General features: G+C 64.3%; 19 protein-coding genes and 1 pseudogene. 2 read left to right on the forward strand and 18 right to left on the reverse strand.

All coding sequences use genetic code 11. The annotated features are described in order from the left end of the window. Positions 1-85 precede the first annotated feature (85 nt). Entirely contained in the window at positions 86-919 is an 834-nt protein-coding gene (locus CA951_RS38045) for an oxidoreductase (RefSeq protein ID WP_087561782.1), read from the reverse strand. A gap of 182 nt (positions 920-1,101) precedes the next feature. Here CA951_RS38045 and CA951_RS38050 point away from each other — a divergent pair, with 182 nt between their 5' ends. After that, a complete protein-coding gene (locus tag CA951_RS38050; protein ID WP_087561783.1) occupies positions 1,102-1,722 on the forward strand; it encodes a TetR/AcrR family transcriptional regulator in 621 nt (206 codons plus the stop codon). 45 nt (positions 1,723-1,767) lie between these two features. Here the strand turns inward: CA951_RS38050 and CA951_RS38055 are convergent, their stop codons facing one another. The 17 genes and pseudogenes from CA951_RS38055 to CA951_RS38125 form a co-directional block, all read right to left on the reverse strand. Continuing rightward, the gene (locus CA951_RS38055; protein ID WP_087561784.1) at positions 1,768-2,574 is read right to left on the reverse strand and encodes a crotonase/enoyl-CoA hydratase family protein; all 807 of its coding nucleotides are present in this window, start codon (positions 2,572-2,574) and stop codon (positions 1,768-1,770) included. A 16-nt stretch (positions 2,575-2,590) separates the two neighbouring features. Next, positions 2,591-2,692 (reverse strand): annotated as a pseudogene (locus CA951_RS43095) (hypothetical protein); the annotation flags it as partial. Positions 2,693-2,810: 118 nt separating this feature from the next. Beyond that, entirely contained in the window at positions 2,811-2,960 is a 150-nt protein-coding gene (locus CA951_RS43690) for a hypothetical protein (RefSeq protein ID WP_179220467.1), read from the reverse strand. Positions 2,961-2,997: 37 nt separating this feature from the next. Further along, positions 2,998-4,560, reverse strand: coding sequence for a long-chain-fatty-acid--CoA ligase (locus CA951_RS38060; RefSeq protein ID WP_373415063.1), 1,563 nt, complete (start codon positions 4,558-4,560; stop codon positions 2,998-3,000). Positions 4,561-4,811: 251 nt separating this feature from the next. After that, a complete protein-coding gene (locus CA951_RS38065; protein ID WP_087561785.1) occupies positions 4,812-6,071 on the reverse strand; it encodes an NAD(P)/FAD-dependent oxidoreductase in 1,260 nt (419 codons plus the stop codon). A 35-nt stretch (positions 6,072-6,106) separates the two neighbouring features. Next, the gene (locus CA951_RS38070) at positions 6,107-6,427 is read right to left on the reverse strand and encodes a 2Fe-2S iron-sulfur cluster-binding protein (RefSeq protein WP_087561786.1); all 321 of its coding nucleotides are present in this window, start codon (positions 6,425-6,427) and stop codon (positions 6,107-6,109) included. A 67-nt stretch (positions 6,428-6,494) separates the two neighbouring features. Then, positions 6,495-7,358, reverse strand: coding sequence for an SDR family NAD(P)-dependent oxidoreductase (locus tag CA951_RS38075; RefSeq protein ID WP_179220468.1), 864 nt, complete (start codon positions 7,356-7,358; stop codon positions 6,495-6,497). A gap of 263 nt (positions 7,359-7,621) precedes the next feature. Continuing rightward, positions 7,622-8,266 carry a TetR/AcrR family transcriptional regulator gene (locus CA951_RS38080; protein ID WP_179220469.1) on the reverse strand — a complete coding sequence of 215 codons (645 nt, stop codon included), beginning with the start codon at positions 8,264-8,266 and terminating at the stop codon, positions 7,622-7,624. A 119-nt stretch (positions 8,267-8,385) separates the two neighbouring features. After that, entirely contained in the window at positions 8,386-9,384 is a 999-nt protein-coding gene (locus CA951_RS38085) for a phosphotransferase family protein (protein WP_256974247.1), read from the reverse strand. A 32-nt stretch (positions 9,385-9,416) separates the two neighbouring features. Beyond that, on the reverse strand, positions 9,417-10,631 hold the full coding sequence (locus tag CA951_RS38090; RefSeq protein WP_087561790.1) for an acyl-CoA dehydrogenase family protein: 1,215 nt from the start codon (positions 10,629-10,631) through the stop codon (positions 9,417-9,419). Between the two features lie 354 nt (positions 10,632-10,985). After that, positions 10,986-12,527: an aldehyde dehydrogenase family protein gene (locus CA951_RS38095; protein WP_306300876.1), complete on the reverse strand. Its 1,542-nt coding sequence runs from the start codon at positions 12,525-12,527 to the stop codon at positions 10,986-10,988. Between the two features lie 199 nt (positions 12,528-12,726). Then, a complete protein-coding gene (locus CA951_RS38100; RefSeq protein ID WP_087561792.1) occupies positions 12,727-13,974 on the reverse strand; it encodes an iron-containing alcohol dehydrogenase in 1,248 nt (415 codons plus the stop codon). A gap of 354 nt (positions 13,975-14,328) precedes the next feature. After that, a complete protein-coding gene (locus CA951_RS38105; protein WP_087561793.1) occupies positions 14,329-14,748 on the reverse strand; it encodes a Zn-ribbon domain-containing OB-fold protein in 420 nt (139 codons plus the stop codon). Positions 14,749-14,775: 27 nt separating this feature from the next. After that, the gene (locus CA951_RS38110) at positions 14,776-15,861 is read right to left on the reverse strand and encodes a hypothetical protein (protein ID WP_087561794.1); all 1,086 of its coding nucleotides are present in this window, start codon (positions 15,859-15,861) and stop codon (positions 14,776-14,778) included. 105 nt (positions 15,862-15,966) lie between these two features. Then, positions 15,967-16,782 (reverse strand): enoyl-CoA hydratase/isomerase family protein, encoded by an 816-nt coding sequence (locus CA951_RS38115; RefSeq protein ID WP_179220470.1) that lies wholly within the window; start codon positions 16,780-16,782, stop codon positions 15,967-15,969. 445 nt (positions 16,783-17,227) lie between these two features. Further along, positions 17,228-18,751, reverse strand: a complete 1,524-nt coding sequence (locus tag CA951_RS38120; RefSeq protein ID WP_087561796.1) for an aldehyde dehydrogenase — start codon at positions 18,749-18,751, stop codon at positions 17,228-17,230. A gap of 349 nt (positions 18,752-19,100) precedes the next feature. Further along, complete coding sequence (locus CA951_RS38125; RefSeq protein WP_087561797.1) at positions 19,101-19,781, reverse strand: GntR family transcriptional regulator; 681 nt, start codon at positions 19,779-19,781, stop codon at positions 19,101-19,103. A gap of 385 nt (positions 19,782-20,166) precedes the next feature. Here CA951_RS38125 and CA951_RS38130 point away from each other — a divergent pair, with 385 nt between their 5' ends. Then, complete coding sequence (locus CA951_RS38130; RefSeq protein ID WP_179220471.1) at positions 20,167-21,621, forward strand: MFS transporter; 1,455 nt, start codon at positions 20,167-20,169, stop codon at positions 21,619-21,621. Positions 21,622-21,950 lie beyond the last annotated feature (329 nt).

Consider the following 21,950-nt stretch of genomic DNA (forward strand, 5'->3'; position numbering starts at 1 on the left):
TTCGTCGGCCGGCTGCTAAGTCAACTGCACCGGGCGTATATCCGAAACCGTCCGTAGGAGTTGAACCCCCAACTGCGGTCAGTGTTCAGATGTTGAAGGCGCGACGGATGATGGCGTCGAAGGCGCGGTCAGGCAGAAGCCACCGCAGTAACATCACCGGCGCGGCGCCGAACCCGACACGGTACCGGGTGCGGGGCCTGCGAGCCCGGGCGATCTTCACGATGGCCTTGCCGACGACCTCCGGTCCGGACGTGTTGCGCGCGCCAGGCTCGGAGCTGGCGGCGAGGGTGGTGGCGACGCCGTCGGCGAGCGAGGAGTAGGCGCCGTTGCCGGACGTCTGCTTCAGCTTCTGAGCGGCGATCGAGCCCCATTCGGTACGGATGGAGCCGGGTTCTACAACCACGATATGAATGCCGAACTGCGCGGTCTCGATTCGCAGCGCGTCGCTGAGGGCTTCGACCGCGTACTTGCTGGCGTGGTACCAGCCGCCGAGCGGGGTGACGAGCTTGCCCCCCATGGAGCTGATGTTGATCACGGTACCGCTGCGCTGCGCACGCATGTGCGGCAGGACCAGCTGGGTGAGGCGGGCCAGCCCGAATAGGTTGACCTCGATCTGCGCGCGCGCCTCGTCCAACGGGACGTCTTCGATCGAGCCGTACGAGCCGTATCCGGCGTTGTTGACGAGGACGTCGATCCGTCCCGAATCGCCGACGATCGCATCCACCACGGTACGGATCGACGTCTCGTCGGTGACATCGAGAGCGATCGGCTTCACACCCGCCTTCTGAAGCGAGGACATCCGCTCCACCCGACGCGCGGCGCCGTAGACGGTGTAGCCGGCATCCTTGAGACGCAGGGCAGCGTCCGCTCCGATACCTGAGGACGCTCCGGTGACGAGCGCGACCTTGTTTACAGACATCCTGGTTTCTCCTTCTCGAAGTTCGATGGTCGTTCGACGCTTCCGGGTCCGCGATCGATGCAACCTCAACCCGACGGGTAGGCCCAATGGTCATGTTCGGCGGCCTGCGACAGCGTCTCGTCACATGATGCAATTGTTGTCACTCAGTGTCAACCACGCCTCTTGGTGTTAAGCTTCACGGCATGGGCGAGGATAAGATGTCTGGAATCCGCGAGCGCACGCGGCAGGCGGTGGCGCGGGAGATCACGGAGGCTGCCAACGCGCTTTTCATCGACCGCGGGTACGAGGCGACCACGATCGACGACATCGCCACGGCAGTGGGTATGTCCAGGCGCAACGTGTTCCGGTACTTCCCCACCAAAGAGGATCTCGTCCTCGGCAAACTCGACTATCTCGTCGAGGAGTTGGTCGACGGGTTCCGCGCGCGCCCGGAAAACGAACCGGTTTGGCAATCGCTCCGGGCGATCTTCGATCTCCTCGTGCCCCACATCGACACCCTCGACAAGGACTTTGTTGCCGCCCCCATGCAGCGAGTTGTCTTCTCCAACCCGAACCTGTTTGCCAGCTATCTCGTGAAACAACAACGGATGCAAGAGGTTGTCGTCACGCTCTTACACGAGCGCGCTGCTGACCACGACCGTCCGTACCCGACAGGTGACCCGACACCGCGTGCGGTCACCGCAGCAGCCTTCGGTTGCCTCGTCGCGGCTCAGCAAGCATGGCTCGAAAGCGGAACTGCCGGCACTTTCGCCACCGCACTCGACGAGGCCATGGCCGCCGTCGCTCCTCAAGCGCACGGGTAATCTCGCACATCCGCGAAAGCCGCAACGTGTATCCACATTTCGGACTTATTCAGGATCGCGGAATGTAGGGGTGCGCTTCTGGAGGCCGGCTGAGACTGCCTCCACTTGATTAGGCTTGTCCAACAAGTCGATTTGCAGTTCGCTCTCCAGAGCAAGCGCTGCGGCGGGGTCAAGACGTGTCCAGGTTTCGTCGTAGAGTCGCTTGGCTGCGCGGACTGCGTCAGGTGAATTCTGAGCGATGGCGCGAGCGAGGCCCAGTGCTGCCGCGAGGGGATCCTCGGCGACCCGAGTCACCAGACCGAGGGTCAGGGCCTCACTGCCACTGACGATGCGCCCGGTGAAGGTCAGCTCCTTGGCAACGTCGACCGCGACTATTCGCGGCAGTGTCTGTGTGATTGCCATGTCGGGCACGAGCCCCCACTTCACTTCCATGATCGATAGCCTGGCGTCCGGAGCCGCGACACGGATGTCGGCGCCGAGCGCGATTTGCAAGCCCCCTCCGAAGCAGTTACCAGAAATCGCGGCGATCACGGGAACGGGGACGAGGGACCAGTCGTAGGCGGCCCTCTGGGCGTAGTTGGCTACTTCGCCATACCCGCGAGCGAACAGCTGCTCGATACCTCCGCCTCGCGCCTCGAGGAAATTGGCAATATCGAGGCCAGTGCAGAAGCTCTTGCCTGCGCCGTGCAACACGACTGCACGGACCCTCTTGTTGACGGCGAGTTGGGCTGCAACGTCGAGCAAGGCGTCGAACATCGCCCGGTCCAGCGCGTTGTGTTTGTCGATCCGTTCCATGGCGACCGTGGCAACGCCGTGGTCGTCGATATCGAGGCGAACCCTGTTTCCCGGCATTTGCGGCCATCTCCTTGAGCGCTTTGAGTGCCTCGGTGAGCTCGGCGACCGACTTCTTCGTGTCCCCGTAGAGCATGGAGGTAGCTTCGGCGAAGAACAACGGGTTGTCGATGCCTGCGTTCGGCAGCGATCTCCAGAAGGAGATCGATCCGATCGATCACCTTCGAGTTCACCGCGCACCCCACGAACCCGGCCAACACCAGAATCGCGATGTCCGCCCACAATTCGGTATACGTCTACGACACCTCCCGACGACCGGTGGCATCGAGCTCGTCACGGTAGTCGTCGATGAACTCGTAGAACGCGCGCGTCCGTCGCGGCACCATCACGTGGTCGAGGAACACCGCCAATGGTGTCGCGACGGTTCTGAAAAGTGTTGTGATCATGAGGTTTCCTCGGTGTCGCGGGGGACGCAGGACGCGGCTAGGTGGCCGGAGCAACAACGTGCTCCGCAGCATACCGGCGTAGCACCGGTTTGAGCACCTTGCCCGATGCATTTCGGGGCAAGACGTCAAGCAGGAGCAGCTGTGTCGGCTTCTTGTACGCAGCCATTCGCGGCCGACACCACTCGATGATCTCGTCGAAGGATGGCGGGGCCATGGGATCCAGTGGGACCACCACGGCAACGGGGGTCTCCCCCCATTTCGCGTGGGGAGCAGCAACCACCGCGACGTCCGCGATCGCGGGGTGCGCGGCCAGCACGTTCTCCACCTCGGCGCAGTAGATGTTCTCCCCACCCGAGATGATCATGTCTTTCTTACGATCGACGACGAATAGAAATCCGTCCTCGTCCTCGCGCACGAGATCCCCGGAGTGGAACCAGCCACCTTCGAAGGCCTCCATGGTCGCCTCGGGCAGGTTCCAATAGCCCTGCATCAGACCAGGACCGCGGTATACGATCTCGCCGACGGCGCCACGAGGGACGTCCTTCATCTCGTCGTCCACGATGCGGATGTCCACGGCAGGGACAGGGCGGCCGACCGAGCCGATCTTACGGATCGCGTCCTCGCCGTCGAGCACAGTGGTGGTGGGCGACATCTCGGTTTGGCCGAAGGTGCAGACGTTCGGCACGCCAGGGACTGTCCTGGACATCCGCTCCAGTAGCGTGATGGTCGCGGGTGCCGCACCCCAGCACATGACTCGCAGATGGGCGGCACGCTTGCCTGCATCCGGTACGTCCACCACAGCCTGCCACTGGGCCGGGACCATGAACACGTGCGTGATGCGCTCGCGCTCGAGTGTGTCCAGCATGATCTCGGGGTCGAATTGGCCACTCGGCATGATTACCGTGGTCCCGCCCGTCGCGATCATCGGCGCGATGCTGCCGATCGCGGCGATATGGAACATCGGCGAGGCGCAAAGGTTGATCTCGTCCTCGCGGTAGAGCCGCCAGATCCGGGTCATCGTCTGAGTCTGGACTGCCAGGTTGAGGTAGGTGAGAACTGCTCCCTTCGGACGGCCGGTCGTCCCGGATGTGTACATGATGAGCGCCGGGTCGTGCTCACCGAGCTCGACGGTGCGCTCGCGTCCCGGACCTGCGGCCAGGGCGTCGAACTCCCCGCCCTCGATGCCGCTGATCAGCACGACCGCGGGCCCGGACAAGGCATCGTGAACCTCGGCGGCCAACGCTGCGAGGTCAGCGTCCGCGGCGAGCGCGACCGCACCGCTGTCACGGAGGATGAACCGCACCTCGTCCGGGGAGAGCCGGAAATTGACCGGTACGGCGATCGCTCCCAGTGCATTGGCGGCAAGCACGGTCTCCACAAACTCCGGGCGGTTGCTCATCAGCACCGCGACTCGGTCCCCGCGCCGGACCCCGCGATCCGCGAGTGCGCCCGCGAGCGCGGAAACCCGGGTGCGCAGATCGGCCCAGGTCGTGGTCACACCTCGGAATACGAGCGCCGGGCGGTCGGGCATCAGGTGAGCGTGTCGGTCGATCTGGTCAAGCCAGTTCTGGTTGCTGCCTAGCGGTCGCGAGGTCATCATCGTTCTCCTAATTCGAACTGGAACAGGCGGGTACGACCCCGCCCACATCTTCGAGAAGTGCTCAAACCACCCGCCACGAACGGGGAAGAGCTAGTTCACCCATGGGCTGAACTCACACCGCGGCTAGTCGGCGAGGTGGAGATCAAGCGAAGGACTGGAAGAGCCCTGCCCCTATCGGGGCAGGGAGCAGGATCTCTACCTTGGCGAGCGGACGACCGATTCATGGGTGGGACGCGGCGTTGTCCGGCAATCTAGACTCCGCTCACCAGGCACTGCTTGAGAGGTGTCGACTGGTCCCGCAACCGGTCGCTCGAGATGCGAGCGCGCGCAGCGACCAGTTTCTTCGCGACCATGAAGTCTCGAGGGCAGTTGACCACGTCAGCGGCCCGGACCTCACCATCCTTGAGGTAGAAGACCGTGAACGATCGCCCGGTGTCGGCACTCCCTCGCACCACAACTTCGTCGTGGCCGGCCGAAAGTCCGACCGTTTGCAGTTTCACGTCGTACTGGTCAGACCAGAACCAGGGCACCGCGTCATAAGCACGCGGGGCTTCGGTCAGGACTGCGGCCGCCACCTGGGCCTGTTCGATGGCGTTCGGCACCGACTCCAGCCTGCGGAACCCGCCGTGCTGGTCACATGGGTGTCGCGTGCAGTCCCCTATCGCCAGGATGCGCGGATCCGCGGTACGGCAGTATTCGTCGACGAGAATGCCGTCGTCGACTGCCAGACCTGCTTCCTCGGCGAGTTCTGTGTTTGGGATCAGCCCGATGCCGACGACCACTAGATCGGCGGCGAGGCGTTCACCGTCCGCGAGGGTGACGCCGGTCGCCCTACCTTCCGGTCCGATTTCGAGACCGCTGACGGAGCAGCCGGTCCGCACGTCGACACCCTGTTCCGTGTGCACCCTCTCGTAAAATCCGCTGACCACGGCAGCGGTCACTCGCGCCAGGACCCGAGGCGCCGCCTCGAGCACCGTGACCTGCAGACCGGCCTTGCGCGCCACAGCGGCCACCTCGAGGCCGACGTACCCTCCCCCGATGACCACCAGGTTGGCATCGGGCGTGAATTGCTCCCGCATTGCGTCGATGTCGGCGAGACCACGCAACGTGTGGACATTCGGAGCCGACTCGGCGCCTGGCAGCGGAAGCGTGCGGGCCCGGCCTCCGGTCGCAAGCACCAGCCGGTCATACGGAACGTCAGGTCGGGCGTCGACCCGTACATACCGGCTCTCGCGGTCGATCGCTGTAACCCGGGTGCCGAGTCGGATCTCCAGGTCCTGCTGGGCGTAGGTCGCAGGTGGTCGGATGTACAGATCGTCCACCGTCGCAGTACCGGACAGGTAGGCCTTCGACAGCGGGGGCCGCGCGTAGGGATAGGAGGTCTCCTCGGCCAGGATTGTCAACCGGCCTCGGTGCCCCGCCATCCGCAGAGCGGCCGCGCACTCCGCGCCGGCCTGTCCGCCTCCCACGATCACCACATGGTCCCCGATGAGTGGCTGCTCCTGTGCCATTCGCTGCTCCTGTGTCATTACCATCGGCCCGTCGACTATTGCGTGTTGGGGATGGTCACGACCATCCCGTCCAGAACGGCCTCGAACTGGACCTGGCAGGACAGCCGACTGCACTCCGTCGGCTCCTCCGCAGCCACCTCGAGCATGTCCACCTCATCGGCCGAACGAGCCGGAAGAAACCCCACCCACTGCTCATCGACATAAACATGACAAGTCGCACACGACAACTCACCACCACACTCGGCCACGATGCCCGGCACCAGATTCGCCCGCGCCACCTGCATCACCGACTGACCGTCGACGGCCTCGACCTCCCGCTTCGACCCGTCCGCCTGGACGAAGACCACACGACCCATTTCGCGTTTCCTCACGATCATTGTTGATTCACCACAGCAGCCCGCTGACCACTGGTTCCGTTTGCGGCTAACGCCCACCGAAGACCGGGCACGCACCCACATCACCCGAGCCGTCATGAACATGCCCACCCGGGTCCTCGACGACGGGAAGCGCCTGAATATCGACCATCAGGCTGCGCGCATGCTCCATCGCAAACGCCCGACTGTGCGGGTTGGTAGCGATGACCCTCGTCCCCGCCAACAACCCGTCGAAGGCCCGCGCCGCGACCTCCTCCGGCTCCTGCGCATACGGCACGATCGCCGCCGCCGCAACGGGATTCGACTCGACAAGACCACGAACGTTCTCCGTAAGAGTCCAACCCGGCGCAAGCATCGACACACCGATCCCCGCCGGACCGAGATCGCGGTGCGCGGTCATCGTCAACCCGAGAGTGGCGTACTTACTCACCGTGTAGATGCTGATCGGCTCCACATACGGCGGGACACCCAGAGAATGCTCGGACCCCGTATTCAGCAGATAGGCGGGACGACCCGCACCGGCGGACTCCACCAGAGCCGGCGCAAACGCGTGAATCACATGAAAAGCACCCTCCACGTTCACCCGCAACACCCGGCTCGCAGCCCCCGGTTCGACCTCCTGCAACGGCCCGAACGCCGCCGTACCCGCGTTGTTACACACCACGTCCACCCCACCGAACCGGGCAACGGTCTCGGCCGCCGCACGCCGCACCGCCTCGACATCGGACACATCCGCAATCGTCGACTCCACAGTGGCACCGCCACGACGCAGAGCGGCCACCGCCTCCCCGGCCTCGTCGACATCGACGATCATCACCCGCGCACCACGCCGCACCGCCTCACGAACCAACGCCAAACCAATCCCCGTGGCACCCCCGGTCACCACCACCACCGCATCCTCGAGACCCGTCAATGCCTTCCCTCTCCACTGAGCGCGAGCCAACACCGTGACCCGCATCACTTCACTTTGTATGACGGTATCCCGCACACGGTCTGCCCGTCAATGTGTTCCTCGCAAACGCCGCGCGGAATCACTTCGGCGAACGAGTCCTAACTCGGGCACGGATACGTCGGATATACGCAGCACTGTCTGCTGGGGAGGCAGTGCTGCCCGAACTCACTCCATTGATCGCCCGTAGCCTGAGTCTTGGCTGGTATGAGCCACGAACCTCAGCTTCAGTCCGGATCCTCTGTTGACTCAGAATTCTCGCAAATTCCGAGGGCACGCACCCAGATGGTGGTGAGCACGTCGATCGCCTTGTCCTCGTCGTAGTCCTTGCCGGTGAAATAGAACTCGTGTGCAAAGCGGTCGACCATGTATGCGAGTGAGTTCGCTGTGTAAACAGGGTCGAGGTCGAGAACAGCGAGACCCCTCTTCTGCCAGCGGGCGAGGGCTCGTACCAGGCGATCCTCGAACATCCAGTCAATTTTGTGCTTGATGTCCATGATGGCGGGGTTCACCGAGGCGAGCAGCATGGTGTCCGCCATCAGTCGCGCGTTGCTCCGATAGACGGTCAGATACCGCCGGTTCGCTCGGCGGATCGAGTCGGCCGGAGGAAGTGGAGGGTCGTGAAGAGCCGAACTTTGGGCATCGTGCTCATGCTGCAACTCCTCGAGCACGACCTCCATGACGGCCTGGAAAACCTCCTCCTTCGACGTGAAGTAGTTGTAGAAGGTCCCCGTCGACAGGCCGGCGTGCGCGGGGATTTCCGAAAGCCGGGTGTCGTGAAACCCATCCCGGTTGAAAACGCCCCGCGCGGCTTCGACCAGCCGTGCCCGGGTCCGCGCTTTTCGGACTTCCTGTGCTCCACTGCCCGCCACCCTTGTAATGGTGGGACCTCCCTCCGTCGCTCGTCGTGATCTCGACGTCCGTAGTCCGTGCTCGAAGTCCCTACTCCCGACGCAAGAGTCGGTAGGCAGCGACAGTCCCACGCCTGATGTCAGAGAAGCGCCGCTCGCGCAGCTTCGGCCAGCTCCCGAGGTCGAGCGGCAAGCGCTTCGAGCGATGTCGGCGATTGCCCCATCATTCCCGCCGCATAGCGCGCGTACACGCCCTCGCTGATACATGCAAGCCGCCACAGCGCGAAGCCGATGTAATACGGAACGTCGGACGTGTCCCGACGCGTCAGTCGCTGGTACGCGGTGGCAAGCTCCGCGGTGGTGAGGAATCCGTCGGCGCGACCGGGCGACCAGCCGTCGTCGGCGTCGAGCGTCCACCAGGCCGCCAGCCAACCCAGGTCGGCGAGCGGATCGCCCATCGTCCAGAGCTCCCAGTCGAGCACAGCTTCGATCTTCCCAGCGGTCGACACGAGCAAATTGCCTACCCGAAAGTCACCATGGGTCAGCGCGATTGATCTCTGGGGAGGTTTGCGCGCGCTGAGGACGTCGTGGACCTCAACGATCTCCGGAGTACGGGGCGCACCCCCGCCCATGATCTGGCGCATCCACAGCTCGAGTTGTCTGCTGACATAGGAGCCGGACCTCGCATCGGGGCGCCGTCCGATCACAACGGGATCAATTCGGTGGAGCTGAGCCAGCGTGGCGACGATCTCGTCGGAGAGCCGACGTCGAGTGCCGGAGGAGAGTGCCGCCGCTTTGTCCCCGCCGTCGAGCACGATCCCGTCGACGTAGTCCATGACGTAAAACTCGGCTCCGGTCACCGCCACGTCCTCGCAAAACGCGGCCGTAGGCGGCACTGGGACTGCGCTCGTCTGCAAAGCACTGAGAATGCGCCACTCACGTTCCATGCTGTGGGCACCAGGACGCACCGGCCCAGTCGGCGGCCGGCGGAGCACCCAGGACCGGCCCCTTTGATCGATGACGCGGTAGGTGAGATTCGAATGTCCACCTGCAATCAATTCGAACGACAGCGGTGGACTCGCGTCCGGTACGGAGACCGCGAACCACTGCTCGACGGCTTCCTTCTCCAGACCGATCACTCCGGGAACGCCCGAGTTCGTCGAGTGCACGCTCATGACTTCGCCAACTCGGTTCGGGCAAGCGACCGAAGGTGCACCTCATCGGGGCCATCCGCGATTCGCATCGCGCGCGCGGTCGCCCAGAGCAGCGGCAGCGGAGTGTCTCCGCTCACGCCGGCCCCGCCGAAGAGCTGTACGGCGTCGTCCAGGATGCGGCACACTCCCCGCGGGACGGCCACCTTGATAGCCGATATCTCCGTGCGCGCCGCGCTCGCTCCGTGGCGGTCGATCAACCATGCCGTTTTCAGCACCAGGAGCCGCAACTGCTCGACGGTGATACGCGCATTGGCGATCCACTCGCCGACCACGCCCTGGCTTGCGAGAGAGCGGCCGAAGGTGGTCCGTTCCCCTGCCCGTTCCTTCATCAAGGAGATTCCGCGCTCTGCCATGCCGATCGCCCGCATGCAGTGGTGGATCCGTCCCGGCCCCAGCCGCGCCTGAGCCATGGCGAATCCGGCACCCGACTCGCCGATCAGATTTGTGATCGGGACCCGCACATCAACGAAGCGGACCTCTCCGTGACCGTTCTGGTCGGTGTATCCGTAGTAGCTGAGATCGCGGACCACGGACACACCCGGGGTGTCGGCAGGGACTATCACGAACGAGTGCCGCTTCGAGCGGTCGGCGTCAGGATCACTGACGCCCATTACGATGTAGAACGCGGTACGCGGATCGAGCGCGCCGGTGGTCCACCACTTGCGCCCGTTGACGACGACTTCGTCATCCTCGATCCGGAGGCTGGTGCCGATGTTGCTCGCGTCGCTGCTCGCGACATCGGGTTCGGTCATCGCGAAAGCGCTCCGGATCTCGCCCCGTAGTAGTGGCGACAGCCAGCGCTCGCGCTGGGCGTCGGTCGCGAAGAGGTCGAGCAGCTCCATGTTGCCGGTGTCCGGCGCCGAGCAGTTCATCACTTCTGGCGCGAGTTGCGGATACCAGCCCGACCGCTCGGCGAGGGGGGCGTAGTCGAGAAGGGACAGGCCGTGTGCGGGTTCGGTCGAATGCGGGAGGAACAGGTTCCAGAGCCCGCGTGCGCGAGCCTCCGCCTTGAGTTCCTCGACCACGCCGGGCACCCCGTGGGGGGTGCCCAGAGCGGCGAGATCACGACGCTGCTGTTCGTAACGGGCCTCCGCTGGGGCGACACGCCCGTCGATGAAGGCGTCGAGCTGCTCGATATAGGCATGTGCTCGCTCGCTCGGTTCGAAATCCACTGGGTCTACCTTCCATGATCCGCGTAGCAAAATGACACTGAGTTCAGTTTCAGCCGAATTGGTAAAGTGCTGCCGCCCCAACCAAGGCAGGTCGGAGCGGCATCCCCGAAGTGCGCGGCGGTAATCGTCACGCGCGCCGGTAAATCATCTGGGACGCAACGGCTCAGCTCATCCACCCGATCGCGCCCAGAGCTGAAACGTTGGGAGACCGTTGGGCCCACGGGAAGTACCTCAGGCAACGCGACCCACCGCAAACCTCGGAGGCAGGAAGGCTACGGGTGGACCGTTTCAACGGGGTCGTGTTCGGTAGCCCCGCTGCCCCGCATATGACACGCGCGCGGCAGCGGGCAACTTTCACCGCTGGACTGACTTGGTTTCCAGGAATTCCTCGAGACCGTGTCGCCCGAACTCGCGACCGTTGCCGGACTGCTTGTAGCCGCCGAACGGCGCCAGCACATTGAATTGGCCGTCGTTTACCGTCACCTGGCCGGTACGCAACTTCCGTGCGATTTCAAACGCCTGGTCGGGATCGCCGAATACGGCGCCGGACAGGCCGTAAATCGTGTTATTCGCGATCTCGACGGCCTCCTCCTCGGAGGAGTAAGGAATCACCGTCAGCACAGGCCCGAAGATCTCCTCCTGTGCGATTACGCTACTGGGGTCGACATCGGCGAAGATGGTCGGCTGCACGAATGCGCCCTGCTCGTACCCGGGCACCGGCGACGGGCCGCCGGAGACAAGCCTGGCGCCGTCTGCGACGCCGCGCTCGATATAGCGGGAGACCCGCTGCCGCTGGATCTCCGACGACATCGGCCCGATCACAGTTGTCTCCTCCATCGGGTCCCCGACCGGGTGGGCGGCGGCCGCCGCCACCAGAGCTTCCACCATACGGTCGTGGTGGGCTGCCGGTACCAGCATCCGTGTCCACGCCGAACAGGTCTGGCCACCGTTGAGCCACGCGCCGGCCAAGCCGGCCCGCGCTGCTTCCCCGATGTCGGCGGATTCGAGCACGATCGACGCGGATTTGCCGCCGAGTTCGAGCGCGACGCGCTTCACCGTCTCCGAGGCGACCACCGAAACGCGCTTACCCGCCCGAGTCGAACCGGTGAATGACACCATGTCGATTCCGGGGTGCCGAGCGATCTCCTCGCCGACCTGCGGGCCGGTGCCGTGCACGATGTTGAGCACTCCGGCAGGGAGGCCGGCCTCTGCGGAGACCTCGGCGAGAATCCCGGCGGTGAGTGGCGCAACCTCGGTCGGCTTGAGCACGACAGTGTTGCCCGCGACGATCGCGGGTGCCACCTTCGCAACGATCTGGTGCAGCGGAAAGTTCCACGGCGTGATCGCACCGACGACCCCAATGGGTTCTCGGATGATCAGGGAGTTTCCTATCTCTTCCTCCCAGACGAAGTCCCGCGCCATGGCCGCGGACGTGGCTGACACCGCGACCGGCAAGCCCACCTGCACGGCCCTGGAAAAAGCTATCGGCGAGCCCATCTCCGAGGTGACGGACTTGGCAATCGCTTCACTCCGGGCATTGATTCCCTCCGAAATCCGTTCCACGACCTTTGCCCGATCGGCAAGGGACGTGGTCGACCAGCTGCCGAACGCCGCGCGCGCTGCACGCACCGCCGCGTCCACGTCTTCGGCCGCCCCGGAGGGCACGGTGCCGACTATCGCGCCGGTCGCCGGGTTGACCACCTCGATCAGCTCTCCGGTGGATCGCACCGGCTGCCCGTTGATCCAATGTGCACCTGGGTCAGCACTCATCTTTCTGCCTCCTGTGTTCTCGCTGCCCTTGCTGTGGGCAGGGGCCTTATCTGCATTGACGTGCGCGAACTCACCGCCAGTTGAGGGTGCGAGTTCGAGCGTGGAGCCCGGGACGAGCCGGGCCACCTCGCCCGCTCACCTACGGATGGTGGCTATCACCCCGCGGCGCAAGTCAGACCGTCTGTGGGGTCGAGTTCTGTTCTCTCGATAAAGATTTCGGTCGATGACCGGATCCAGCCCGGAGCCGGTTCTCCGCCCTCGGCCCCTCATCGGGGTTCGGCAGTGACCCCCAGAATCCGCTCCAGCTGGTCGACGTCACCCGGGTCTACTCCGCGACGGTGGACAGCACGGCCAGTATGTCGTCCGCAGTGGTGATCGGGCGCAGGTTGTGAAGCGTCAGATACGGATGCGCGAGCGCATGCGGAACAACCCCGTCGATCTGCGCCGGGTCGATCCCGATCTCGCGCAGGGACGTGGGCAGGCCGATCTCCCGTAGTAGGTCGTAGAGGATCACGTCGAGGGTCTCCCCCGGCCGACCCATCGCCGCGGCCACATCCGCGAGGCGCGGATCATCGTGCTCGCGGAGCCATCGCGCCTGGGCGAGCATCATGACGCACGCGGTCTCGCTGTGTCCGATGTCAGCCCACGGGGCGAGGACGTGGACCATGAAGTGGCTGAAACCGTGCGGAACTGACATCTGGCAGACCCCACCGAGCCAGGAGGCCCGCTGCAGCATCGGCAACGCAATGTCCGCCTTCCCCTGAGCCAGTAGCGGAATCGCGGTATGGAAGTGGGTGATCGCCTGCAGCGCAAGGACTGTGCACAGCTCGTTGGGCGCCGTCGAACACACCGTGTTGATCGAGTGGTCCAAGCCCCTGATCGCGGTCACGAGAGCGAGCCGGACAGGCGTATGACGGACGACATCGGGGTCGTAGACAATCGTGCGACCCACCCCGTCCGGTACCCGGAGGACGATTTTCTTGCCGGTCACGTCGTCCACCGGGGTTCCTGCCGGTGTCCACTCCGACAGCGAGAACGTGGTGGGTATCGTAATCTGCCGCAGATCTGGGCGTTGGTTCAAAACGGGTTCCTGGCCGACTGTCAGGGCGCGCAGATCCTCCCGCGTTCGCACGTTTTCGGTCACGCCCAACTGCACAAATTTGCCGAAATCCATAACTGAACCGCCGCCGATGCACACCAACACGTCGGCATTCGCTTGCCGCACTTCGGAGATCGCAGCGATTACGTTGCTCACGGGGGCGTGCTCGCCGATACGGTCACTTCGCCCGACCAGCTTCGCCCTCAGGGACTCGGCGATCCGGTCCACCACCTCGGTGGTCCGGTTGAGTGTGCGCGAGCTGAAAATGAACGGTCGCTGGTAGCCGAACTCCTCGCACAGTGCTGCCACCTCGAGAGCCGCATTCGCGCCGAAGCGCACTTCCTCCGCACCAGCCGGGAAGAAGAAGCGCTGGGCCGCGTTCTCGTCCTGGACCGGGAAGTAGAGTTGCTGGGCCCGGACTCTGTCGTCCGTGGGAACCGTCATTTTGTCACCCTTTCTCACCGCCGGCGCCACGCGCTGACTCTCAGGGAGCTGCAAAGCGTGCGTAGATCATTGGTCTCGGCGATCGTCAGCAGGACGAATTCCTGCATCTTGGTTATTATTAGACCGACTTTGTATGACGGTATCTCGTAATTCATATGCCCGTCAATGGCGAATTGGGCTCCCACCACCTATCGCACTCCTCCGTGCTGCATGGTTGAGCAGGCTTTTTCGCGACGCAGCGCTGAGCGGACACGCGGAAGGGTGGGGCACATGGCGGTAGGCAGTCCGGCGGTGCGTCTATCGACGACGAAGCACGTCCGCAGCGACCAAACGGATGACGATCGAACTAGATGCGGCCTGCCGACCAACTCACCCTGATCGCGGTCAGGCCAAGCGGAACCGCGGGATGGTGATCTCGGGGGTTGCCGATTCGAATACAACCTCGACCCGCTTCCCGATCTCGATGTCCTCTTTCGACGCTTCGACGACATTCGCGGTCATCAGCGGCCCCTCGTCGAGTTTCACCCAGACGACGTTGTACGGAACATCGTCTTTGAACGACGGCCAGTAGACCTGATGCATGAAGATCCGCGCATAAATCGTCCCGGTGCCCGCAGCGGGCACCCAGTCGAAATCGGCGGCCAGACAACCCGGGCAGAACCCGCTGCCCTGGTTCCACTTGGTGCCGCACTCACGGCACTGCTGCAATAGCAATTCTCCCCGACGGGCACCTTCCCAGAAGGTCCCGTGCAGACCATCCGTGTCGGGTAGCGGCTTCGCATAGCTCGTATTCGATGTGGTCATGTTCGTTTCCTCCGCTGCAGACTGGGCTCACGCCTTCGAGAAGACGATGCTGGTGGTGATTGGCGAGTAGCACATGTAGTGCGCGTAGTCGCACTTCTGGACCTGGTTCGCCGACTCTCCCCGGACCTGACGCACCAGCTCCGCCAGATGGTTCCAGCCCTGCATGTAACTCTCCGAGGTGTGCCCGCCGCTGGTGTTGACCGGCAGCTCCCCACCCGCCTCGATCCGGCCGTCTCGCACGAACTCCCAGCCGGTGCCGCGCTTGCAGTAGCCGAACGCCTCGAGTGAGAAGAGGATCGTCGGTGTGAAATTGTCGTAGATCGATGCCACGTCCATATCAGCCGGGCCCAGACCCGACTCCGCCCACATCCGGTCGGCAACGTCCGTCGCCGAGGCCCAGAAGTTGTCCGGAACCTGGTAGGTGGTCGCCACCGTGGTGTTTGCGCCCATTCCGTCGATCAGCACCGGCGGCTTGCGGAGGTCGGCCGCGCGTTCGGCAGAGGTCATGATCATCGCGACCGCGCCGTCGTTGATCAGGCAGTAGTCGAAGAGCCGCAACGGCTCCGCGATGTACCGGGAGTTCATGTAGTCGTCGTAGGTCAGTTCCTTGCGCATGACGGCCAGCTCATTGTTCATCGCAAACTTGCGGTTGCTGATCGCCAGCGGCGCCAGGGCGTCATCCGGAACCCCGAACTCGTGGACATAGCGGCTGTACGCCAGTCCAACGCCTGCGCCCGGCGAGGTCATCCCGTAGACCGACTCGTAGCTCGAGAGCGGGCCGTACGCGTAGTCACCGCCGTAGCGCGCACCGACCGATCGGCCATTGTTGCCGTACACCAGGGCGACGGTTTCGGCCATGCCGCACGCGATCGCCATGGCCGCGGCCTGCATCGCCACCCCCGACATGCGCCCCGCCGCCTCATATTGGCTGACGTGGCGCAACTGCCCGGGGTCGAGGCCCAGCATTGAGCCGAACATCTGGTACGACGGGATCCGCATCAAGCAAAGCCCGTCGATGTCGGACTTGGCGAGTCCGGCGTCGTCGAGCGCCTGGCGCAGCGCGACGGCCCCGAGGTCCTCCGAGGATCGCTGCGCGTCCCGCTGCCGGTACATGTCCCCAAAGTTCGAAGTTCCCAGGCCGACAACGGCCGCTTTCCCTCTAATCACGTCGTTCCTCACGCGTAGCACTCCCGTTGAAGTTGTTGTGGCTCATGCCGATCAGGCACCCTGACCCGAGCCGCGGTGTCCCGCTGCGAAGCGGTCGAGACCCGCGGCGGAGGCAACCCCCTGCTCCTGACCGATGATCGAGCTGGTGTAGGTCGAGTAGTCCAACGCGTCGTCCCAGTCGAGGCCCTGAAGCTGGTGATAGGCCTTCTTGCCCCAGTCCAGAGCGATCGCGTCGAAACCTGCAATGTGCGCTGCGATCTCGCATGCACGATCCAGGAGCCGGTCGTCCGGCACCACCTCATTTACCAAACCCATCCGGAGTGCCGTGGCGGCATCGACCCGCTTGGCCATGAACACGATCTCGGCCGCATGCTTGGGCAGCACCCGCTTGATCATTGCCGGTCCCGCCTGGACGGGCCACGCACCGAAACCCATCTCCGGTGCGCCGATCGTCGCAGATTCGGCGGCCACTGCCAGTTCGCAGTTGTTGATCAAAGTCGACCCCCCGCCGAGGGCGAATCCGTTCACGGCGGCGACGAAGATCGCCGGATGCGCTCGCAGGTCCGCCTGGCACTGAGTCCAACTGAGCGGGGTCTGGCTGGGACGACTGGTTGGACGTGGCGCGCTGCGAACCTCGACGAGGTCCACTCCGGCGCAGAACGAGGGACCGGTACCGGTCAGTACGACAACCTTCTTGTCGACGGTCTCGGCGAGCGCCGCACGGAACCGACGCTGGGCTGCGGAGCTCATGGCGTTCCGCTTCTCCGGCCGATTGATGGTCATCACCGCGTAGTCGCCTCGGGCGTCGACGAGCACGAGGTCTTGCTCGGGGGTGTGCGGCTTTGTGGTACTGGTCTCTGAGCTCATTGCCATTGGAGTTGCCTGTCCTCGGATCGGGCTTGTACGGAGCGGCGTCGGATTCGACGAGAGGGATGATCTACGGCGCCCTGGGCGCTCACAGGTCGTCGGAATGATCTACGTCAACTCCGACCGACGCCTGCATCTAGCCGTACGCCGCCTTCATAGTATGTATGACGGTATCACATATGACGAAGGTTACAGAAGAGTTCTCGCCTATGTCTTATTACCGATTTTGGGGTGGCCTGTTGGGGTTTCGCGCTGGTAGCGAAGCGGTCACGGGACGTCCGGACGTCCAACAGGTCGCGGAGACTCGCCTCGACAATCCAGCCGACTCGTCATGCGTCGCGCCTTCTCGAGTGGCCAGACCTCTGAGATCGACGGCAGGAAGGGCATCGTCGAGCAACGCAGCCAGGACCGACTTGTCAGTCGGTCCTGGCTGCCGCATCTACCCTCAGTGTCGTCCGAAGGTCTGCCGGTTGCCTTCGTCGATGTAGACCGACTTGACCTCCGTGTAGGCATCGAGAGCGCCGGTTCCAAGCTCACGGCCGAGCCCACTCTGCTTGAAACCACCGAACGGCATCGCGTAATGGACGACACGGTAGGCGTTCACCCAGACCGTTCCCGCGCGCAGGCGCTTGACCATACGATGAGCCCTGGCGACATCCTTGGTCCAGACGCCGGCGGCGAGGCCGAAGTCGACGTCGTTTGCCAGTCGTGTCGCCTCGTCCTCCCCCGAGAAGCGAACGACACTGGCCACCGGCCCGAAGATCTCCTCCTGGGCGAGCCGCGACGAGTTGTCGACGCCGGCGAACACGGTGGGCCGCACGAACAGGCCTCGCGCGGTCTCCGGTGTGCCGGAATCTCGGGCACCGCCGGCTGCGACCTTGGCGCCCTCGTCCTGGCCGATGTCGATGTACTCGAGGATTCGGTCGAACTGATTGCGGCAGGCCACCGGCCCCACGTCGACAGTGGGATCGAGAGGGTCTCCCAAGGTGAGGCTGCTCGCGGCAACCGCGAGTCGCTCGACGAACTCGTCGTACACGGACTCCTCGACCAGCACCCGGGAGCCGGCCATGCAGGTCTGACCGGTCGCGGCGAAAATCCCGCCCATGACGCCGTGTACGGCGTTGTCCAGATCTGCGTCGCCGAACACGATGTTCGGCGACTTTCCGCCAAGTTCGAGCGTTACCCTGCCGATCCGCGGTCCGGCCGCGGCCAGCATCGCCTTCCCCGCGGCGGTCGATCCGGTGAACGCGATCTTGTCGACGCCCGCATGTGCGGTCAGCGCCGCCCCCGTAGGCTGACCGAACCCGGTCACCACGTTCACCACGCCTGGCGGGAACCCGGCCTCGAGGCAGAGCTCAGCCAGTCGCAGCGTGGAGGTCGGTGTCACCTCCGAGGGTTTGATCACCACGGTGCAACCCGCTGCCAAAGCTGGGAAAAGTTTCCAAGCGAGCAGGGTGAGCGGCGAGTTCCACGGGGTGATCGCTGCAACGACGCCGATGGGTTCCCGGACGGTGTAGGCGGTAAATCCGGGCACCCCTTGTACTGACGAGCCGCCAATCGTCTCCGCAAGTCCCGCAACGAATCTGGCGTGCATCGCGAGCGCTTGCGCACCCCCGGTCATCTCACCGATCAGTTTCCCGTTCTCGTGAATCTGAATTCTGGCGAGTTCGTCCGCGTGCCGCTCGATCAGGTCCGCGAGTCGGCGGAGTAGTCCGGCGCGCACGACTGCGGGGGTTTGCGGCCAGCCGTCTTCGTCGAACGCCCGTCGGGCCGCCCGTACAGCACGGTCGACGTCGTCGGCGGTTGCGACCGGAACGCGTCCCCAGGGTTGATTCTCATACGGGTCGACGCAGGAGAACGTGTCCCTGTCACCCGGCCCGACCCACTCGCCGTCGATGAGCATCGCGTAGTCGCGGTCCGTCTCGGCGGGGAAACGAGGGGCCACGAGGGTCCCGGCGCTTTCGGTCATCTCACACCATTCCTTCGACTAAAACGGTAAGTGCCTGAGGGTCGTGACTGGATGCAACCTCACGTTCGGGCGCGGGGTCCGCGCGACCAAACTTCTCGCCGGCGACGAGGCGCGTGAGAAGTCGGTTGTGAGGTCGCGATCACTCTTTGTATGACCGTATCCCGTACCACATGAGGGTGTCAATGGAAGTTGGCGCGCCCGCCCACGAAAGGGCAGCTCCGAATGCTCACTGAAAATGGGGTGCGATCCGCAAGGCGGGGCCACCCCTGACCTCATCGGCCAGCGTGTACAGCCCACGGGTACTGCAGATCACAGGAGGTAGCGCGAGCTTTCGACCTCTCCCCCTCGGTCAGGTGCCCGACGTCGTCCGGGTGTCGCGGACGACGTCAAGTGCCGCTGCCTTCGCAGCGAGAACATGCCTGCGCGCGCTCTCCGCAGCGGCGCTCGCGTTCCGTTCTTGAATGAGGCGGGCAATTTCAAGGATTTCGTTCGTGCTGGCCTCGGCGCGGCCGCGAGTTCGTAGCGACAGCCTCCGCAGTGAAGTGATGCGGGCCTCGATCGAGCCGAACATCTGCTGCATGATCGAGTTCGCCGCCCCGTCGACCAGGATCTGGTAGAAGCGTCGACTGCTGTCCAACGGGGCATCGGCGTCATCGAGAACGGGGTTCAAGGCGTCCACGAGCTGCTGTACCTGTTCGTCCGAGGCGTTGCGGACGAACAGTTCGACCGCTGCGGGTTCGAGCGCTGCCCTTACGTCGTAGAGTTCGGCCACGACCGACTCCGAAAGCACAGCAACCTGCACTCCACGCGCTTCCGAGCGCTCTACGAGCCCTTCCGCCTGGAGGCTGCGCAGCGCCTCGCGCAGCGAGGTCCTGCTCACGCCGGTGAGCTCAACGAGCTCTCGCTCGGTCAGCCTGCGTCCGGGCTCGAGGTCGCCCCGCAGAATCGCTTCTCGCACCTTGTCGGTCACCCTGTCGCGGAGTAAGCGCTCCGTGCGTTCGATGCGGAGCCCGAGATGTTCCGTGTTCACTTTGGCGCCTCCGCTCGATTCCTCACCTGTGCACCTTAGCTAACGGTAGTGAATATCGGTGGGCACTTGCGCGGGAACGGCGGGAGCGCCGTCAGCAGCGCGTGCCGGACGGTGGCCCGTCAGCAGAACCGTGCGGTGCATAGGCTTCTCTCCAGCAACTGCACAGATTGCGAATTTCTCGACGGCGCCGCGACTCTCGGACTCGCGCATCCGGGCCGATACCGGAACGAAGGCCTTGACGTGATCCACGCCTCTCTGCGATATTCGCATGCGATTCCGCCCCGACGGTCGTTGTCGAGGTGTCACCCCCTCGGCGAAGTCACATTCCCGTCGCCAGTCAGAAGATCGCGCGGTCCACCTACCAGAGAACGCACGCAATTGTCTGGTGCGCAACAGTATTCGCTCCTCCAAAGCTCAGAAGACGAATTTGTCAGGTCTCTTTCCCGACCAGAGGATACCCATGACCACCACACGGGAACTTGTCAACTCGGCACCGATCAGCCGGCTACAGATTCGAGTTCTGATCGTTTGCCTGATCGCCAACATGGCGGAGGGTTACGACCTCCTCTCCATCTCGATTACCGTCGTCCCGCTCGCCGACGCCTGGGGCTTGACGGGCACCCAGACCGGGCTCCTTCTTGCCATGGGACCAGTGGGTATGGCGGTCGGCGCACTGGTACTGGCGCCGCTGTCCGACAGGTACGGCCGACGTTCGCAGCTCATCGTCTCGCTGGTCACGATCACCGCGTTCATCGGACTGTCCGGCGCCGCCACGGATGTGACCCAACTGGCAGTCTTTCGCCTGCTCACCGGCATCGGAATGGGGGGATTGCTCCCGATCCTGACGATCACCATCGGCGAGTTCGCGCCGCTCAGGAGGCGAGCGGCGGCGATCAGCTTCGTCTCCGTTGGATTTCCGCTCGGTAGTGCAGCCGGCGGAGCTGGTGCCGCCCTCCTGATGGCAAGCGCAGGATGGCAGAGCGCCTTCGTCCTCGGAGCAGTTCTGACCTTGATTGCCTGCCTTCTCGTTGTCGCTTTCGTGCCGGAGACTCCGGATTTCCTCGACACGAAGAACACCCCGGACGTGAAGCAGAAGCGCGCAGATCTCCTGACACGCATGGGAATCGACCCGGATGAGAAAACGGAGACACTGCCGTCCCAGCCGAGCGGATCGTCCACGTCACAGGACCGCGCGCACGATGTAGGCTTCGCCATCCGATCGTCGCAGATGGGCGCGGTCGCCCTCTTGTTCCTCGTCGCGATAACCACCCAGTACTTCTGCAGTATGTGGCTTCCCAAACTTCTCGTCCTCGCCGGAATGTCCCCTGACGGTGGGTCCAGCGGAGTTCTTCTTCTCTCTCTCGGCGCTGCCGCCTCCGGGCTCGCCATTGCCGCCCTGTCGACGCGGTTCTCGTTGTTCACACTGATCACCGTGTTCGCGATGCTGTCGGCGGTTCTACTCGCCGTGTTCTCATTGCTGTCGTCAGATCTTGCTTTCGCCTTGGTGGTCGCGCCGATTCTCGGCCTGTGCCAGTGCGCCACCAGCGTGAGCGTCTATGCCCTCGTGCCCGCCCTGTTCAGTGCGGACAACCGTTCCGCTGCCATGGGTCTCGGCATCGGCATCAGTCGCATAGGCATGACCCTGATGCCGCTCGGGGTCGGCATCCTCATCGACATGTCCTGGACCCCCGAGGCGATCTTCCAGCTGATGATCATCCCGACGCTGATCTCTGTGGCACTTGCCTATTACCTGTGGCGTAGCTCTCGTTCGGCAGCGGTAGGACGATCGTGGAAAGCCGCGGCGGCGACCAGCCCGGCATCTTCGGACATGTCAGCCTGATTCGAGCACAGAGTGCGGTCGGGTCTCGTTCTTACAGCATCGAACACTGCAACGGCGAGAACCGACCGGCATGCGCGCGATCCACGGATGAGGGGCACCGATGGAGGTCCTTGTGTTCAGCACGGGTAGAGAACATTGCGGCGGCGTCGGGCAAGCCGCGTTGCGCGATCGCGGTGAGCTTGCGCCTGCCTGCCTTGCGGATTCCGGGCGGTCCACCGCGCAGCGTGAGAGGACCTCGAGGACCGCCTGCTGGGCGGTGCGACGTCCGAGGACTTGCCCGAGGGCGAGGTCGATGGAAATGAGCCTCGTCGCCGGTAGGGGGTGCGTCT

The sequence above is a fragment of the Rhodococcus sp. NCIMB 12038 genome, from assembly GCF_002165735.1.
Lineage (GTDB): Bacteria > Actinomycetota > Actinomycetes > Mycobacteriales > Mycobacteriaceae > Rhodococcus_F.

Coding starts and splice junctions, on each gene's coding strand:
- CA951_RS38045 (WP_087561782.1), bottom strand. CDS start 919: ATGTCTGTAAACAAGGTCGCGCTCGTCACCGGAGCGTCCTCAGGTATC.
- CA951_RS38050 (WP_087561783.1), top strand. CDS start 1,102: ATGGGCGAGGATAAGATGTCTGGAATCCGCGAGCGCACGCGGCAGGCG.
- CA951_RS38055 (WP_087561784.1), bottom strand. CDS start 2,574: ATGCCGGGAAACAGGGTTCGCCTCGATATCGACGACCACGGCGTTGCC.
- CA951_RS43690 (WP_179220467.1), bottom strand. CDS start 2,960: ATGATCACAACACTTTTCAGAACCGTCGCGACACCATTGGCGGTGTTC.
- CA951_RS38060 (WP_373415063.1), bottom strand. CDS start 4,560: ATGATGACCTCGCGACCGCTAGGCAGCAACCAGAACTGGCTTGACCAG.
- CA951_RS38065 (WP_087561785.1), bottom strand. CDS start 6,071: ATGGCACAGGAGCAGCCACTCATCGGGGACCATGTGGTGATCGTGGGA.
- CA951_RS38070 (WP_087561786.1), bottom strand. CDS start 6,427: ATGGGTCGTGTGGTCTTCGTCCAGGCGGACGGGTCGAAGCGGGAGGTC.
- CA951_RS38105 (WP_087561793.1), bottom strand. CDS start 14,748: ATGACCACATCGAATACGAGCTATGCGAAGCCGCTACCCGACACGGAT.
- CA951_RS38110 (WP_087561794.1), bottom strand. CDS start 15,861: ATGTACCGGCAGCGGGACGCGCAGCGATCCTCGGAGGACCTCGGGGCC.
- CA951_RS38115 (WP_179220470.1), bottom strand. CDS start 16,782: ATGAGCTCAGAGACCAGTACCACAAAGCCGCACACCCCCGAGCAAGAC.
- CA951_RS38120 (WP_087561796.1), bottom strand. CDS start 18,751: ATGACCGAAAGCGCCGGGACCCTCGTGGCCCCTCGTTTCCCCGCCGAG.